Below are 17,530 nucleotides of genomic sequence, written 5' to 3'. Positions count from 1 at the left end.
AGAAAGTTACTATTATCCGTTTATAACGGGTTTAAAAAGGTAAAAATTATGACTTTTAAAGAATTATTAGAAAAAATAAAAAATAATACGCTTAGTAGCGGTCTTCTTGACTTAAGGGAATATGATATAAAAGATGAAGAAGTTAAAAAATTAGGTGAAGTCCTTAAGTATAATGATCGAGTTTGGTATGTTGATTTAGCAAATAAACAGCATAATATCACCAATGAGGCATTTAAAAGTTTTGCAGAGAATATTAAGCTTAACGGAAGACCTATTGAGGTTGAATGTAATGACACAGCCTGGAATTACTTATTTATGTTTATTAAACGCATTAACAGTCAAAAGACCTCTAATTTAGACCAAAAAGCAAAAGATGAATGGTTTACAAGCATGGTAGTAGCAGGTCATAGTCATGACAGTATAATTGAATATTTACTTAAACATACCGATGAGACCTATTCGTTTTCAATTAATGGAGCTATTCAAGGACGGACTATTGCTAACTATTATATGGATAGACCGGATATTCAAAAATTGTTATTTGCTCATGGATACATTCCGCGTGAATTACCTGCTAATCATTATCATGATCTACAAGATATTATTCATGATACTCAATCTGTACATAACAGTACAGTAGTAAGAGCAACAAACTCCTACATCAAGGATATGTTAGAACAATTGAAAGCTTCTGATAAACAATTAGATCAAGCTGCAGTGCAAACTATAACAACAATAGAAAACTTGTCAAATATTACAAGCAAAGCAGAATATACACCATTTCTGTTGTCCAATTTACCTGAAGATAGGAAAAAGGATATTTTTTATAAAATACCAGAAGATCATAAACTAAATTATCTACAAGATAACAAGCAAGCTATGCGAGCAATAATAGCAAAAGCAGTCGATATCTTAAAGAATCTTTATGTAAAAATTAATGTTGATGGTAAATATGACGGAACTTATGCTAATTATAATTATTGTTATGATTACCTGCATGGGAAGAATCTACAATTACCTAGAGCAATAGGAGCTGTTAAGCTATTCATTGATAGTAATTATCCTAATGAGCAAGAAATACAAGAATTATATGTTAGCTCTATATCTAAATATTTAACTATAGAGACAGATGAGTCAAAAATTTTAAGTACTCTAACTAAAATTAAACAACTACTTAATAAAGATGAACTAACAATAGAAGAGCTTAAAAGTCAAGAGGCATGCCATAATTTACTTATTAACTGTAATGCTACTCAGCAGCAAATAAAAGACTTGTTTCAAGATTTAAACAACTGTTCTGTAGAAGAGGTATGGAAGGTAAATAAAATGTCGGAGTTGGCTATGCAATTATATATGGCTGCGACAACGTATGGTCCTAATGACTCTGCTTGTAATCAAGGAACCTTAACTCAAGTAATCCATACTTTAGCAAAGGTTAGTTCTCAATTTATAAATAACTTTGCATTACGGGAGGCTGAGACAAAAGAGGAGATTACTGAGAATAATATTGGAGACTTTATGCAACACATTGTTGATAAGTTAATAGTAACATGTGAAAAAAAAGGACTATCCAAGGAGCTTTTAGAATTTATAGCGTGTGAGATGGATATGGATTTTAACAAAACCACACATGAACAACAAAAAGTATTTGCTGAAATTAATAAATTATTTTTGGAGAATATTAGAGACTATCTACCTGAATATGCTGAGCGTAACCCTTTAGCGACAGAATACCAAATTATGATTAATGCACTACGACAAACCAAAAAGATGCAAGATTTTGCTAGTCAACATAATACCGAGCAATTAACTAAACAAGACAAACAATTTATTGTGGATATGAAACATCAACAAGAAGAACAAGCAACAAAATTGCAAGAACAGCAAGTTAAGGTAGTAGTTGAGGATATGTTAGATGCTTTGAAACTGTCAGAGACAGGCTCTAAATATTTTGATGATCCCATTGCAGCATACAAAAGCTTACTGGGAGAGTATGGTAGTATAATAGATTTTGAATAGGCTGTAATTCTTAATAATCGATCTCAACGTCATTATGAGGAACTGCTTTATAATCTCAATTTCGGATTAATGAAATTAATCCAAAACTGAGGTTTATAGTAGTGACTAAGCAATCCATTTCTAATCCTTTTTAAGGATTGCTTAGTTGCTTTCGCCTACTTGCAATGATGCCTTTTTTACATCCCCTTAATTTTTGCCATAATCTTTTCTAGGATATTTGAGGCAGTAAGCCCAAAATATGAGTATAAATCAGTAGAGGGAGCAGATAGACCAAATTGGTCGACTCCAAAAAACAGTCCGTTTTCTCCAATGATTCGATGCCAGCCAAAGCTACTTGCAGCTTCTATAGCAACTTTCAATTTGGCATTGGACAGGATATTTTGGGTATAACTACGAGGCTGTTTAAAAAATAACTCAAAACATAATATTGAAATAACATTTACACTAAATCCATTTTTACTTAGTATATCTTTTACCTCTAAGGCAATTGATAATTCAGAACCTGTAGCAAAGATAGCAACATCTACTTTTTCTTGACTATTTCCTGACAATATATACCCACCTTTAGAGTATAAATTTTGTGAACTAATGTGGCTAACTATTTGATTTTCCTTATTTTGAATCTTAATAATTTGAGAGACAGCTTGTCTTGTTAAAGCAAGAATAGAAGGACCTTGTTTATTAGATAGTGCAATTCGCCAGGACTCGGCTGTTTCTATATAGTCTGCAGGGCGTAATACCATCATATTTGGTAAGCTTCGAAAGGACGCTAGATGCTCAACTGGTTGGTGAGTAGGGCCGTCTTCTCCTACGCCGATTGAATCATGAGTCATTATATAGATTACTTGTTGCTGCATAATAGCAGAAAGTCGCATACTTGGCTTCATATAATCAGAAAAGGCTAGAAAAGTAGCACCTACAGGCAAAAATCCTGATAATGACAGTCCATTCATGATAGCTCCCATAGCATTTTCGCGAACACCATAATGGATGTAGTTGCCGCTAAAATCATCTTTACTGATTACTTTACTATGATTATTTTTGATATTATTGGATGATGATAAATCAGCTGACCCAAAAATAATTTTTTCAGATAGTTTGCTTAATTCTTCTACAATTCTACCGGATGAACTACGGGTTGCTTCATCTTTTACCGGGATAGGGATATTGTCAAGAAAAGAACAATCGATATTAGGTCTAGCAAAATACATTTTTTGTTCTTGACTTATATCAACAAAGTTTTCCTGCCAATTATTATAACTCACTTGATTTCTTAGCCAAGCCATGCCCCATATATCTTTTAATTCTTTTGGTAGGTCAAATTCTTCATCCTTAAAACCTAAATTTTCTTTTAGCAATTTAACTTCATCTTTGCCAAGGGGCGAACCATGGGCTGCATTTGAATTTACCTTGTTAATAGAACCTTTGGCAATTAAAGTACGACAAGCAATGAAGTAGGGTTTATCAGAATTTTTTGCCCTAGTTAAGCTGGCATTAATTTGCTCAAAATCATGTCCATCAATAGATTCAGTAATCCAACCCATGGCAGTAAATTTAAGCAAATGGTCTTCAGATACGGTAAGGTTGGTAGAGCCATCGATGGAAATTTTATTATCATCAAATAAAACTATTAGGTTATTAAGGCATAAATGTCCAGCTAAAGAAGCAGCCTCGTAGCTTATACCTTCCATTAGGCATCCATCTCCAATTATACAGTAAATTTTATGATCACTAAGATTTTTGCCCAATTTTTGTTGATATTTTTTTTGACCAATAGCCATACCCACTGAAGTGGCAAATCCCTGACCTAAAGGTCCTGTAGTAGCTTCAATAGCTTCATATGCTCCATATTCTGGATGTCCAGGAGTTTTTGAATGTAATTTGCGAAATTGTTTTAAATCTTCTAAGTGAAAATTTTTATAATTTGTTAAATAATAAAAACTATAAAGTAACATAGATCCATGCCCAGCTGATAGAACTAGGCGATCACGGTCAAACCAAGTTGGATCATTAGGATTGAATTTAAGAAAATCAAACACTAAAACTGTCATCACATCTGCCATGCCAAGTACCATACCTGGATGGCCTGACTTGGCATGTTCTATGCTATCACTTGCTAAAACTCTAATACAGTCACTTAGTTTACAATATTCTTCTGAATATTTTGGTATTTTATTAAACTTCATTATGATAAATATCGCTTTTATGTTAAAAGATATATACTTTTCTAGTTTTAAGAATTGGAATATATTGATAAAAATTTTTTATGAATCTACATCAAAATAGATATTATGACAACAAAACTATTATCCGTTTTCTCGTGGTTTACTACTTTATTTCATCAATTACGGTTATCAATCAGTTCAATAAATTTTTACCAAGATGTTTATAGATCATATACAGGGTATGGAATTAAATACATATTTACTGTATCTTTTATATCATCATTGATTTTCTGTCTTTTTATATTTAATTATTTGTTGGCTTTGACGGATTATTTTACTGAGAACCGCTCTACAAAAAGCACCACAACTATTGAATATATATTAAAACAGTTACCGGAAATCTATTATGATGGTAGTAAAATTTTAGTTGATCAAGATGAAGCTATATATTTACTCGATGAAAATGGTAATAAAATTGCTGTTATAGACTCAAAGAATCAACTACCTTATAGCGAGAAAATTAAAGTTCCTATCCTCTTTAGTAGCAATAATATAACCCTTACTACGATTGAAATAACTGATAAAAAAAAGAGTGCATTTAGTATTGGATATTCTAAATTATTTACTTCTGATCAAAAAATTCTAACTGAAGAAGTCATTAAAAAGCATTTTTCTAGGATTCTTACACAAGCACCGAAGGTATTTATTTACATTTTAATGCCGATAATGATAGTCTTTCGCTTTGTAACAATTTTATTCGAAAAAAGCTTTATTATCATATTAGTATATCTGTTAACTAATTATTTTGGTCCTAAATCCTCTTGGCAAACATGCACTAGGATAGTATTATTTTCAAGTGGAGTGCCCATTTTATTACAACCTATTATCGTTATATTTTTACCAGCATTGAGTGGCATACTATTTTTTATACAGATGTTTGCCTATTTTTTACTCTTTTTGGGGATGTTACAAATACGAAGTAAATAGGGAAGGGGGGCTAAACGTTAACGTTCTAGGCTTTGTTTATACAGTAACAATATTAATGATATTATGCAAACTCAAATTCAAAAATGGGGAAATAGTTTGGGGATCAGAATTCCTAAACATCTAGCTGATAAGTTACATTTTCAACAAGGTACATTTGTTAATTTAACAATAGCTGATAACTATTTGATTATCAGTACAGAAACACCAGAATTAGATATATTATTGGATAATATTACAGATTCTAACTGTCATCATGAAATGTTAAATGATGACATTGCTGTAGGCAATGAATCGTGGTAACATTCATACCTGAAAGAGGTGATGTAGTTTGGCTTAATTTTGAACCTCAAAAAGGCAAAGAGATTCAAAAAACACGACCAGCGGTAGTTCTTACTCCTTATAAATATAACCTTAAGAGTGGTCTTGCTCTATTTGTACCTATCACTAGTCAAGTTAAGGGCTATCCTTTTGAAGTGATAATAAACTTTGAACAAATAAAGGGAGCAGTATTATGCGATCAAGTACGTTCAGGGAATTATAGTTATCAGTATACAGTAACGAGTATGAAAAAAGGATTATTTACCCGTCGTTGTCCTCATTACACACTGAATTACAGGATCCTATTAAAATTTGAACATCACTAGAACAATCAGAAAATTTTTTTGACAATATTTTTGTCTCCCACTCCTCTTTAAGTATACTATAGTATACTGTATCTCGGCGTCTCTAATCTAGCATGAGGGTGTGACTTCGTAATACGCCTTCTTCCGTTGCTCCAATTTTAATAAGTGTACCTCTAGCCCTTACATTGAGTGCATCTATTTTAAACTCCACTCTTTCCATATTCAAGTAATTAAACGCAAAATTTAACAAAAGAAACTTTGAATTTGTATTAATACCACTGCCTTGGAACGATGTTTCTACCCAACTCCACCCTATTTCTATCCTGCTATCTTTGGGAGAATAATTTCCAAAAGCGGTTGATCCAACAATCTCACCTGTTTTCTGATCTTCGATAGCAAAATGATATCGCAATCTCAGCTTTCTTTGTTGTACAGCGTCATCAATGTAGTCGTTCATATCTTGTAATTGGTGCATTTTGATAGCAAAATATTTCTAGACCGCATAATCAGAAGTGAATCGAGCAAAAGCGACCATATCCTCTATTTTTAATGGTCTTAATCTTGCTGACTCATTATTGCAGATAATATCATGCTCAAAAAAGCTACCGTTATTTTGAGCTAATGCTAACTTAAAATTTTCCATATTTTTCTTAGTATTCATGCTAATGTATGACTTATTAATAGTATTTATTAATGTTCATGACCACACACTTAAAACCCGATGCAGCCTTGCTGTAAGTTATTTTCATGAGCTACCTCCTTATAATTTTACTTAAAATCTAAATATTTTAATGATTAATTATACGCACAGTACCATATAAACATAATGTCACGTATACAATTTTTTTGACCCTTAGGATTTATATTTTTATGGCTACTCCAACGTAACATACGAAATATATACTAATTTCATGTAAAAAAACAATATAATCAAAATTTTGTTACCTTCAAAAACAAGAAATACATATATGGAGTATTGATTTAAATAATTATCTTTATCAAGAAGAGAATTTATATAACATTCTAACTGATGATGAGCGTCAGCGTGCCAATGCCTTTACTCACAAAGAAAATAAATCATTTTTTGTTGTCACGAGAGGAATAGTACGTAAAATCCTCAGCTTATATACAAATATAATGCCGCATTGTATAAAGTTTACTTATAACGATTGCGGCAAACCCTATTTTAGCAATCAAAAAGATACCAGTAAGTTATATTTTAATATTGCACATTCGGAAAATTTCGCCCTATGTATTATAGCTTGGGATAGAGAAGTCGGATATGGATTGGAAAGCCCGCACAGCAACTAAAATTCTTACATTAGACAAAATACTCATAAATGTTATATTATCAAAATTAAGACTATTATTGTAGTTATACATTGCTATGAAACAAATATATAAATTTTACTCTCAAAAAGTAAAAGTTGCTTTGAGAATATTGCTTAAAACTATCCTATATGGGATTATAGCCATTAGGCTAGCGGTTGGAAAGAAGCTATTTCCTGGACCTGCAATGGCGCTGGAGCTTTGGCTATTGAAGCTGTAGGATATTGTGGATATGGTGCAATTAATGCAGCTCAAGATAATATTAACGCTACCTGCGACATTCCAACTATAAGTGATACTTACAGGTCTTTATAGGTAACTGCGATGACCATTCTTCTGTTCCTACAGATTTAATGGGACACAGTATGAATCACAGTATTTTTGACTATGGACATCATTAAAATCATGGAAAAATTGTTATTTAGACTCTGTTTATTTGGGATTTACCAAATCTTCATTTTTTGCCTAATAAACGTTGTTGTTTATCAATATAGTGGAGTCAAACTTTCTTGGCAGAAGAGTAGCTTTATAATATTGTTTAATATATTATTTATAAGTTGTTTGGTTAGTTTTTATTTTTGTAATCATTATAATAATTCTAAGGAGGATAAATTCTCTAGTGGTTTAGATTTTCTTACGTATATTATACTATTTCTAACTTTTGTGTTAGCTCTACCATTGATATCAGCAACTCAAGATGTTTATCATCAAAACCCTTTAAAAAATTGGCAGGAATATTTAAAATGTAAGCCTTAATATTTATCCATGAATTTACACGGTTAGAAAAAGCGATTAATAGATTGATGTTTAATTATTATCTTTTTTGTTGTCATTCTTATTATATTCAGAATAATAATGAAAAAATTTATTATTAAAATCTAATAATATGCAAAGACTAGCAAAAGCGATTAGTACGGCAGGAATATGTTCAAGGCGTGATGCAGAACTGCTTATTAAAAATAATCAAGTAAAAGTAAATGGTGTTATTATTGATTCACCAGCAACCAATGTTGATGAAACTAGTATTATTGAGGTATCAGGAAAACTAATAAATCAACAACAGATCCCACGTTTATGGGCATATTACAAACCTGTTGGACTCATTACTTCGCATAAAGATACAAGTGGTCGAGAAACAGTATTTGCCAGTCTTGCAAAGTTGAACCTGCCTAGAGTAATCTCAATTGGGCGACTAGATATCAATAGTGAAGGATTGCTATTACTTACCAATAATGGTGACTTAGCAAGGAAGTTTGAGCTACCATCAAGTAAACTCGAACGTGTATATAAAGTCAGGGCACACGGTAATCCAAATCTTTTGCTAAAAAATTATAAAAATATAGAAATTGATCAAATACGTTATGATCCTAAATCAATTAAATTAATAAAATCAGGCAGAACTAATTGTTGGTTTGAAGTAGTTTTGACTGAAGGAAAAAATCGTGAAATTAGGAAGATATTTGAACATTTTGGCTTGACTGTTAACCGGTTAATTAGAATTAGCTATGGAGATTTTTTATTAGGTAATTTGCAACCAAATCAGTATAAAGAACAGCCACTTGAACAATTTAAGAAATTTTTATGATTAGAATTATAGCAGGCAAACATAAAAATCGGATCATACCTACCTTAAAAAACTCTAACTATCGTCCTTCCACAGGGAAAATCCGAGAGGCGATTTTTAGTATACTAACTTCAGGAGAATTCATTGATTGTAGGTTATTTACCCAGGAGTCTAAAGTCCTCGATTTATTTGCCGGTACTGGCAGCTTAGCTTTTGAAAGCTGTTCTAGAGGTGCTGGGGCAGTTACATTAGTTGATATAAATAGCGATTATTTGCGGGTAGCAAAGGAATTTGCTAGTAAAATAGGTGAAATGGATAACATGACTTTCCTAAATATCAATGCTACAGCTTTGCCAAAATGTAAAAACAGCTTTGATCTAATTTTTATTGATCCACCATACGGTCATAATCTTGTCCCAAAAACAGTAAATGCTTTGAAAAAAGGTCAATGGTTAAAAGAAGGAACTATTATTGTAGTTGAATCTGCCAAAAATGAAGATTTTACTGATAACTCTTTGGAAGTCATTAAAGAAAAAATATATGGTGATAGTAAATTGCTTATCTTAAAATACATAAATGTTCTATAATATATATTATGGAAAATAAAAAGCAAAGTAAAGATAATCAGCAATGCTTTCTATAAAGAAGCATCGCATCACCATAACTAAAAAACCGCATTCTCGTATCTATAGCATATTTGTAGATATTAGTTATTTCCTTATAACCAGCAAAGGCACAAACTAACATGAATAATGTTGATTTTGGTAAATGGAAATTGGTAACTAACATATCAACAATTTGAAATTTAAACCCCGGTCTAATAAAAATGTCTGTTTCAAATTCACCACTTGTTATTTGTCCATTAAGAGAATTGGCAATGGCGTTACCTTCTAATGCTCGTAAGCTGGTAGTTCCCACGGCTATTATCCGTCTATTTTCTTTTTTTGCCTTATTAATCATATTTGCGGTTTTTTTATCTATATGATAATATTCTGAATGCATTTGATGTTGATCAATATCTTCAGTTTTAACTGGTAGGAACGTCCCTGCTCCAACATGCAAAGTAATAAAAGCAGTTTCAATATTTTTTGCTTTAATTAATGCAAGTAATTCATCAGAAAAATGTAGCCCTGCAGTTGGAGAGGCTACTGCTCCAGGTTTTTTACTATAGACTGTTTGATATCTATTATTATCCTCTAGTAAATTTTCGTGCCTCTTTATATAAGGAGGTAGCGGGATTTCACCATATTTCTCTAGAAATTCAAAAACTGAAATATTATCTAGAACAAACGTGACTTCAACCTGTCCCATCCCAAGTTTTCTACTTATAATAATCTTATTACCAGCAAAATCAAACTGATCTTCAATATCAAGTCTTTTGGACGGCTTGGCAAAGCCATGCCAATAATTATCACTTATTGGCTTATTTAGGTATAAATCGATCTTTTTTCCATCTTTATTCAATAGCAATTTGGCTTTAATAACTTTAGTATCATTAAATACCATTAAATCACCAGGGCATAGATAGTCAATTATATCATAAAACTTGGTCTGCACTAAGTCTTTGTTTGGTGCTACTGCCAACAAATTAGAGTCCTCTCGTTTTTTTTCTGGTTTCTGAGCGATTAACTCAGTCGGTAAGGTAAAATCAAAATCAGATAATTTCATTGTACCTCTTATATAAATTTGGGGGCGATTATGTTTTAATATAATCTGCTCGTCAATGATTATTTCACAAACCCCTTGTGTTACTGTAATATTAGCTAGACAATTATAGGTTTCTTTTCTACTATTCTATACCAATTATTATATTTTAACCTATTAAAACAGGTTCTATACTCAGGTATAACTTCAAGAATTGGCGTCGTCGTGTCGATCGAAGCTGCTCACGTACTAATGTACGCTCCGCTGCTCGACTTTGCTACTGCCTAGCTCTTCTTGAAGTTATACTATCGTCTACCAACTCTTCATTTACGAGCAGTATATGTGCTTATCTAAGGTTAAAATACTTATAGCAAAGGTGCTATTTGTAATATCTGCATTAGGGACTGTAATTATTATACCAGTTACGGTATATGGAACTGGTGATTCATCTAGGCATAAGGCTGTAGAACTTTTTAATACTCCATTGGTTATTAATGAAAAACGAGCATTGGAACAGTTTAAAAAACATTTGGGTGTTAACCGACCCAATTCTTACCTAACTAATGCGGCTAAATTTTTTCGTAAAAAAACACAAGGGCAAAATGAATTCGAACTAGAAGAGATGAATGTTGAATTTCCTTTCTCTGAATTTTATGATGAGATAGACCCTGATGACCCTTATGTGAATATAGAAAAAATAAAAAAAAAAGCAAAAGAATACAACCGATGGACAACAACCAATAGTGCCAGTAACTAATGTACCACAACAAGCAGGATTAGAAGGAGTTGGATCAGGATATAATCCTGCCACACTTTTATTTCCTAATAATGGAGTACTGCCAGCAAGGGAAGATGGAGCTGTTGGAACAATACCAGCAAGGGAAGATGGAGCTGTTGGAGAGTTGCTAGCAATGGAAGATGGAGATGCTGAAGTGCCGCCAGTAATGGAAGATGCAGCAGCTGTTGAAGTGCTGCTAGCAATGGAAGATGGATCTGTTGAAGTACTGCCAGCAAGGGAAGATGGAGCTGTTGGAACAATACCAGCAAGGGAAGATGCAGCTGTTGGAACAATACCAGCAGGAGAAGATGGAGCTGTTGAAGTGCTGCTAGCAATGGAAGATGGAGATGCTGAAGTACCGCCAGTAATGGAAGATGCAGCAGCTGTTGGAGCGCTGCTAGCAATGGAAGATGCAGCAGCTGTTGGAGCGCTGCTAGCAATGGAAGATGCAGCAGCTGTTGGAGCGCTGCTAGCAATGGAAGATGGAGATGCTGGAACACCGCCAGTAATGGAAGATGCAGCAGCTGTTGGAGCACTGCTAGCAATGGAAGATGTAGATGCTGTTGAAATACCGCCAGTAATGGAAGATGGAGATGCTGTTGAAGCACCTCCAGCAAGGGGGCATGCAGCTGTTGGAGCACCGCCAGCAAGGGGAGATGGAGATGCTGGAGCACCGCCAGTAAAGTCTATAGTACCACAAGAAAAAGTTGAACAGATAGCAAGGGAAACAGTGGCATTAGCGGTAGAATTATTACAAAAACAAAAAGAAACAGTAAGAAATATTGCCTTAGCACTGAATGAAATAATTCTCTTGTCTCATGAATTCGCAAACTCATCTATTGATTTAAGATTAAGCGATTTAAGACATCTAAACAATCTTTCTCCTCCCGCTGCTGATGATGAAGATGATATTGTTCCTAAAAATGTGTGGGTTAGTGGTACGATAGGTATAACCAAATATAATGGGAAATGCTTGTTAAGTAGCTATACTGGCAGAACTAGTGCTGCAACTATTGGAGGCGATTTAGAGTTACCTAATGGCAGCATTATTGGAGGAGCTTATAATTATGTTCTCTCTAATTTTGAATACAAGAATAGTACTGAGAAATTTACTGCCCACACCCACGTAATATTTATGTATGGTCAAACTAACTTGTCTAAGAAACTAATATTACAAGGATTCCTTTCCCTTGCTTCGGGTAATGTTTCTGCAAAATTACCAGTACAAAACCAGCTAGATAAAGCTAAATTTGCTAATAGCTCATATAGTAGCAAGCTAGTAGTTGCTTACAAATCAAAGGTTGGTAAAGCTTTAATTATCCCCCATATTGGACTCAAATATGGGGGGCAGGATATTGCTGGATATGGGGCAAGCTTTGAAAGACAAAGTCTATCGGTAGCTGCTACTAACAGCCGAAGATCTTCGGGGCTTATAGGATTTGAAGTAATTATGCCAATGAAGATTAGTGATACTACCCAAGTGATTCCTGGATTGCATATGGAAGTCGAAAAGTTTTTGCATAATAAGCAGCAAAAGCTTCATATGCAGGTCATGTCAGGTCCAAGCAGTAAAGAGGAAATATTGCTACTTGAAAAACCTGCTAAATACAACTACAAAATTGGCGGAACTATCACTATAAAACGTGGATTAACAGAAATCATGGCAGTATATAACTATTTAGCGTCTAATAATAAATATTCAAGCCATCAAGGTTCACTTAAATTAAAATTATCGTTTTAGGCTCAACTATTAAACCAAACTCAGATTATATATTATCATTCGAGTATATCCACATCCACCTCTTCCTCAGGGCTATCAGCAATCAATGCGGTAGAAACTACTTTTTCTCCTTGTTCGGTTTTGAATAATATTACACCACTAGTATTACGACCAGTTATACGTACAGATTCAAGTTTACACCTAATTAGTTTGCCATTATTAGTAATTAACATCAACTCATCAGACATATCAACCGGCATTACTCCAACAACTAATCCAGTTTTGTCAGACACATCCATATTAACAATACCACTACCACCACGGTTAGTAATCCTATATTCGTATGCAGAACTTCTTTTTCCAAAACCATTTTCACTAACAGTAAGAATAAATTCTTCTGAAACAGCCATTTCTAAAATCTGTTCTTTATTTAACTGTACACCAAATTCTTCCGGAGTGAATTCCTTGCCATCAGCGATTAACAACCTATTTTCTATAGGAATTGATAAATAGGCTTCCCTTTCCTCCATTGTACATGCTATGCCTTTTAATATTGTCATAGAAATAACGTAGTCACTAGCAGCAATCCTCATACCTCTTACACCATCAGAAGTACGGCTTTTAAATACCCTAACTGAACTAGCTGGGAATCTTATAGCTTTACCAGCTTTGGTTGCCAGTAAAACATGGTCTTCATCCTTACAAACTTTAACATCTATTAAATGGTCATTATCATCAAGCCTAATAGCAATTTTACCATTTGATTGAATACGTTTAAAGTCTGATAAATCATTCCTTCTAATGTTACCTTTGCTTGTAGCAAAAATAATATTCAAATTATCCCACTCATCCTGATTTTCAGGCAATGGCATAATATTATTTATACGTTCTCCTTCTTTTAAAGGTAAAATGTTGACTATTGGTCTTCCTTTACTCTGAGGATTACCAAGTGGCAGTTTATATAATTTTAAGCTGTATACCTGCCCGGTATTTGAGAAAAACAACATCGGTGTGTGAGTACTGCCAACAAATATTTGAGTGGTAATATCTTCGTCTCTCATTGACAGCCCTGCCCTTCCCTTTCCTCCTCGTTTCTGTGCTCTATAGGTAGCAAGAGGTACGCGTTTAATATAACCGCCCAATGTCACGGTCACAACCATTTCTTCTCTTTGGATAAGATCCTCAATATCTTGATCAAAGTCACCTAATTCAATGCTAGTAAGGCGGGGAGTAGCGAATTCATCTTTGATTCTAATTAACTCATTTTTTAGGATCTCTAGAAGTTTCTCACGTGATGCTAGAATGTCAGTATACCCCCTAATCTCCGTAGCTAGTTCTGCAAGATCATTTTCTAATTTATTTTTCTCCATAGCAGTTAAACGTTGCAATCGCATTTCAAGAATTGCTTTTGTTTGTGTTTCAGTAAAATAACATTTACCATCATCTGCTATCATTGCTCTATCATCAACAAGTTTTACTAGATCTATTATAGATGACGCATCCCAAGTTCTTTGCATTAGTTGCTCTTTAGCACTTGCTGGATCATTTGAAGATTTAATTATTCTAATAACCTCATCAATACTACTAACAGCAATCATTAGTCCCAATAAAATATGTGCCTTATCACGAGCCTTATTTAACAAATATATCGTCCTGCGAGTTATTACTATTTCTCTAAAATTGACAAAAGCAGCTATCACTTCTTTTAAGTTCATAACTTCTGGTAGCCCATCTCTTAGAGCTAACATAATCACACCAAAACTAGTTTGCAGCTGAGTATAGGAATATATTTGATTTAGCACCACTTCTGCTACAACATCTTTCTTTATTTCAATTACTACTCGAATACCATCTTTATTTGATTCATCTCTAAGATCACTGATACCTTCAATACGTTTTTCCTTGACCAGTTCGGCAATTTTCTCAACCAATTTAGCTTTATTAACCATATATGGTATTTCTGTAATAATAATAGCCTGTCTATTATTAGCAATCTCTTCAATTTCGCTACGTCCTCTAGTTAGAATACTACCCCTACCTGTTAAATAAGCTGACCTAATACCGCTTGTACCAAGTACGATACCAGCAGTAGGAAAGTCAGGTCCTTTAACTACTGACATAAGTTCTAATATTTCTACATCATTATTATCAACATATAGGCAACAAGCATCTATTATTTCTCCAAGATTATGAGGTGGAATATTGGTAGCCATGCCAACAGCAATACCATTAGTTCCGTTCACCAAGAGATTGGGAAACATTGATGGTAGTACCAATGGTTCTTTTTCAGAACCATCATAATTTGGCGTAAAATCAATGGTTTCTTTATCAATATCTTCAAGCAATGTATGAGCAACTTTAGCAAGTCTTGACTCTGTATACCTCATAGCAGCGGCAGCATCACCATCTCTTGAACCAAAATTACCCTGCCCATCAACGAGTAGTACTCTTAAAGAAAAGTCCTGTGCCAGCCTCACTAATGAGTCATAAATTGCAGCATCACTATGCGGATGGTATTTACCCATTACATCACCGACAGTTCTTGCTGACTTACGATAAGGTTTGTTAAAGTAATTAGATGCTTCATACATTGCATAAAGGATTCTGCGATGCACTGGCTTCAGACCATCACGTACATCTGGAATGGCTCTACTGACGATTACACTCATAGCATAATCTAAGTAAGAGCCTTTCATCTCATCTTCAATGCTAATAGATATTAAGTTTTGACGATCTAAATTAGTCACAGTTAGAACCTACATTATTAAGTATTACTAAGGAAAAAGCTATTGTTGAATAACCTATAGACTAGCTGGAAAAGCTATTTTTTTCAAGTAGATTATGGTTTTTAGCAAGATTTAGTAATAATAGAGTTATTTCGAAATTTCAGATAAATCGGCAGGCTAAATAATGTTAAAATTCTTATAACATAATAATAACGGTAATCACATGCCATGGTAGCAAAAAATAGTATTATTGAAAAAACAATAGATATTGCTACGATATATGCCAAAATAACTTTCTCGGGACTATTAGATTGTTTATTTGTTAGAATAGATATTAAATACACAAATGTTAGTATAAGGCTAACAATATTCTTTGTTAAAATCTTTGGCCATAATCCTATATACTTTACCATCCAGTCTTTTAAATGATTTTTTTTAAAATGAATTCCATGTTTTTGAGCTTCGTTATAATCAATAAATAATTCTTCCCGAGAATACCCTACACCTTTCATTAAAATAGTAAAAGCATTTGCCCGATGTTGTAAAAAAGCTAGTGGATGAGTAAACACAGCCTTTATATAAGAAGCCTCCATTTCTCGCAACTTTATAGGGTCTACTGTAGAGTTATAAATCCTAGTATCACCAAAAACTAATAGATTAACCATGTAAGGAGTATAGCTTTTTTTAAGCTTCTCAAAACTATATAAATCTTGGTCTTCTTTAACATATTTTGGCACTAAATCATCATTATTGATAGCAACACTTACTCCAGCAATATCAAATAATTGACGTAATTGCTCTGCATGACTTTCAGTGGAAAAATGCTTAGTAAGTTTAGCATTACCATATATTATTAATAGCGAAATTATGCAGGTTAGTATTATTCTTATTAACAAGCTAGTTTTAAGATAAATTGACAATACAAACAAAATCAAAATTGGAGCTATAAATTGTGCTTGAAATTTAACACCAACAACATAAAAAACAATTAATAGTAATCCTGTAATCACCCAAAGAGGGGCAGGGTTTTGACGGTAAGTATGAAAAATACAAGTAGCTACTACAAAGAAACTACCAAAGGTAAAAGCTACATCTTTCCAAATTGTTCCAGATTGGGATAATATATTAGGTAGAAATGGTATTAATAAGTAAAGCCATCTGTATTTATTCTGTGAATCAGCATAGAAAAGCAGCAATACTCCACCCCACAACAGTCCTAAATTAAGCAAGAGCATCGTCTGCGGACCTTGGTAAATATAATGAAACAAGGACCATACCATTGACATTAACGGTGGGTGATGTGAAAAATAGTTTTTATTGATACTCTGCCCATATTGATCAAAACTATCAAACGACATACCCCCAGGATAGGCAGAGGCAAAATGTAAAGACATTAAGAATAAACACAAAATGACAGGGTAATATTTACGCAAAAACTCTGTACAGCAATTCATGTTCACAATTTATTCTGATATTCCAGCCAGTTTTGGATTAAAATTAAAAATTTTAATCCAAAACTGAGGTTTCAAATATGATGGTCTATAAGCCGGATTTTGTATAAATAATATTTCTATTATCTACTGCAGTTATTTATCTAGGATAAATATTACCATTTATCTCAAGCGATCCACCCACATTACTTCTAGTCAGAGATGCCTAGGAACAGGTAAGTTCTGTAATGCCTATTTGATCTTGCTCTTGGTGGGGTTTACCATGCGTAGCTTGTTACCAACCTACCGGTGCGCTCTTACCACACCATTTCACCCTTACCAAAATTTGATAACAAACCTTGATAACAAATTTTGGCGGTATATTTTCTGCGGCACTTTCCCTAAAAGATTACTCTTCCGCTGGACGTTAACCAGCACCATATCTCTGTAGAGTCCGGACTTTCCTCGTAAATTCTAGTATAGATTTTTACGCAACTGCACGACCATCGAGATGATTATGTTTTAATATAATTGTCTCGTCAATG

The 17,530-nt window shown here is 33.5% G+C and carries 16 protein-coding genes and 1 other RNA gene; 10 read left to right on the top strand and 7 right to left on the bottom strand.

Going from position 1 to position 17,530, the window contains the following annotated elements:
• Nucleotides 1-48: 48 nt before the first annotated feature.
• Complete coding sequence (locus tag ACFEL2_RS06345) at nucleotides 49-2,019, top strand: hypothetical protein (RefSeq protein ID WP_375331811.1); 1,971 nt, start codon at nucleotides 49-51, stop codon at nucleotides 2,017-2,019.
• Nucleotides 2,020-2,195: 176 nt separating this feature from the next.
• Here ACFEL2_RS06345 and tkt read toward each other — a convergent pair whose 3' ends face one another.
• Nucleotides 2,196-4,205: a transketolase gene (gene tkt, locus ACFEL2_RS06340; protein ID WP_375331810.1), complete on the bottom strand. Its 2,010-nt coding sequence runs from the start codon at nucleotides 4,203-4,205 to the stop codon at nucleotides 2,196-2,198.
• Nucleotides 4,206-4,310: 105 nt separating this feature from the next.
• On the opposite strand from tkt, the gene ACFEL2_RS06335 reads away from it, so the two are divergent.
• From ACFEL2_RS06335 to ACFEL2_RS06325, 3 genes are all read left to right on the top strand, one after another.
• Nucleotides 4,311-5,171, top strand: coding sequence for a DUF1189 family protein (locus ACFEL2_RS06335; RefSeq protein WP_375331809.1), 861 nt, complete (start codon nucleotides 4,311-4,313; stop codon nucleotides 5,169-5,171).
• 63 nt (nucleotides 5,172-5,234) lie between these two features.
• Nucleotides 5,235-5,471 carry an AbrB/MazE/SpoVT family DNA-binding domain-containing protein gene (locus ACFEL2_RS06330; RefSeq protein ID WP_375331808.1) on the top strand — a complete coding sequence of 79 codons (237 nt, stop codon included), beginning with the start codon at nucleotides 5,235-5,237 and terminating at the stop codon, nucleotides 5,469-5,471.
• Nucleotides 5,465-5,815, top strand: coding sequence for a type II toxin-antitoxin system PemK/MazF family toxin (locus ACFEL2_RS06325; RefSeq protein ID WP_375331807.1), 351 nt, complete (start codon nucleotides 5,465-5,467; stop codon nucleotides 5,813-5,815). The genes ACFEL2_RS06330 and ACFEL2_RS06325 overlap by 7 nt, the downstream gene beginning before the upstream one ends.
• A gap of 82 nt (nucleotides 5,816-5,897) precedes the next feature.
• Here ACFEL2_RS06325 and ACFEL2_RS06320 read toward each other — a convergent pair whose 3' ends face one another.
• Together ACFEL2_RS06320 and ACFEL2_RS06315 are read right to left on the bottom strand one after the other, a co-directional pair.
• A complete protein-coding gene (locus tag ACFEL2_RS06320) occupies nucleotides 5,898-6,269 on the bottom strand; it encodes a GNAT family N-acetyltransferase (protein WP_375331806.1) in 372 nt (123 codons plus the stop codon).
• Nucleotides 6,270-6,287: 18 nt separating this feature from the next.
• A complete protein-coding gene (locus ACFEL2_RS06315; RefSeq protein ID WP_375331805.1) occupies nucleotides 6,288-6,437 on the bottom strand; it encodes a hypothetical protein in 150 nt (49 codons plus the stop codon).
• 317 nt (nucleotides 6,438-6,754) lie between these two features.
• Between ACFEL2_RS06315 and ACFEL2_RS06310 the strand changes: the two genes are divergently transcribed.
• The 4 genes from ACFEL2_RS06310 (at nucleotide 6,755) to rsmD (ending at nucleotide 9,274) form a co-directional block, all read left to right on the top strand.
• The gene (locus ACFEL2_RS06310) at nucleotides 6,755-7,105 is read left to right on the top strand and encodes a 4'-phosphopantetheinyl transferase family protein (RefSeq protein ID WP_375332395.1); all 351 of its coding nucleotides are present in this window, start codon (nucleotides 6,755-6,757) and stop codon (nucleotides 7,103-7,105) included.
• Nucleotides 7,106-7,528: 423 nt separating this feature from the next.
• On the top strand, nucleotides 7,529-7,879 hold the full coding sequence (locus ACFEL2_RS06305) for a hypothetical protein (RefSeq protein WP_375331804.1): 351 nt from the start codon (nucleotides 7,529-7,531) through the stop codon (nucleotides 7,877-7,879).
• Between the two features lie 130 nt (nucleotides 7,880-8,009).
• Nucleotides 8,010-8,708: a pseudouridine synthase gene (locus tag ACFEL2_RS06300; RefSeq protein ID WP_341751840.1), complete on the top strand. Its 699-nt coding sequence runs from the start codon at nucleotides 8,010-8,012 to the stop codon at nucleotides 8,706-8,708.
• Complete coding sequence (rsmD, locus tag ACFEL2_RS06295; protein WP_341751841.1) at nucleotides 8,705-9,274, top strand: 16S rRNA (guanine(966)-N(2))-methyltransferase RsmD; 570 nt, start codon at nucleotides 8,705-8,707, stop codon at nucleotides 9,272-9,274. Before ACFEL2_RS06300 ends, rsmD begins: the two co-directional genes overlap by 4 nt.
• Nucleotides 9,275-9,311: 37 nt before the next feature.
• Here the strand turns inward: rsmD and queA are convergent, their stop codons facing one another.
• Entirely contained in the window at nucleotides 9,312-10,355 is a 1,044-nt protein-coding gene (gene queA / locus ACFEL2_RS06290; protein WP_375331803.1) for a tRNA preQ1(34) S-adenosylmethionine ribosyltransferase-isomerase QueA, read from the bottom strand.
• Between the two features lie 316 nt (nucleotides 10,356-10,671).
• Between queA and ACFEL2_RS06285 the strand changes: the two genes are divergently transcribed.
• Nucleotides 10,672-11,088 carry a hypothetical protein gene (locus ACFEL2_RS06285; protein ID WP_375331802.1) on the top strand — a complete coding sequence of 139 codons (417 nt, stop codon included), beginning with the start codon at nucleotides 10,672-10,674 and terminating at the stop codon, nucleotides 11,086-11,088.
• Nucleotides 11,075-12,850: an autotransporter domain-containing protein gene (locus ACFEL2_RS06280; protein WP_375331801.1), complete on the top strand. Its 1,776-nt coding sequence runs from the start codon at nucleotides 11,075-11,077 to the stop codon at nucleotides 12,848-12,850. Before ACFEL2_RS06285 ends, ACFEL2_RS06280 begins: the two co-directional genes overlap by 14 nt.
• 35 nt (nucleotides 12,851-12,885) lie before the next feature.
• On the opposite strand, the gene gyrA is transcribed toward ACFEL2_RS06280, so the two are convergent.
• The 3 genes from gyrA to rnpB form a co-directional block, all read right to left on the bottom strand.
• Nucleotides 12,886-15,576: a DNA topoisomerase (ATP-hydrolyzing) subunit A gene (gene gyrA / locus ACFEL2_RS06275; RefSeq protein ID WP_375331800.1), complete on the bottom strand. Its 2,691-nt coding sequence runs from the start codon at nucleotides 15,574-15,576 to the stop codon at nucleotides 12,886-12,888.
• A 101-nt stretch (nucleotides 15,577-15,677) separates the two neighbouring features.
• Nucleotides 15,678-16,949 carry a hypothetical protein gene (locus ACFEL2_RS06270; protein WP_375331799.1) on the bottom strand — a complete coding sequence of 424 codons (1,272 nt, stop codon included), beginning with the start codon at nucleotides 16,947-16,949 and terminating at the stop codon, nucleotides 15,678-15,680.
• A 132-nt stretch (nucleotides 16,950-17,081) separates the two neighbouring features.
• Nucleotides 17,082-17,496, bottom strand: an RNA gene (rnpB, locus tag ACFEL2_RS06265) — RNase P RNA component class A.
• Between the last annotated feature and the right edge of the window lie 34 nt (nucleotides 17,497-17,530).

The sequence above is a fragment of the Candidatus Tisiphia endosymbiont of Temnostethus pusillus genome (genome assembly GCF_964264675.1).
Classification (GTDB): Bacteria; Pseudomonadota; Alphaproteobacteria; order Rickettsiales; family Rickettsiaceae; genus Tisiphia.
The sequence above is the reverse complement of the archived record's forward strand: the minus strand, read 5'-3'. Positions and strand labels throughout refer to the sequence as shown.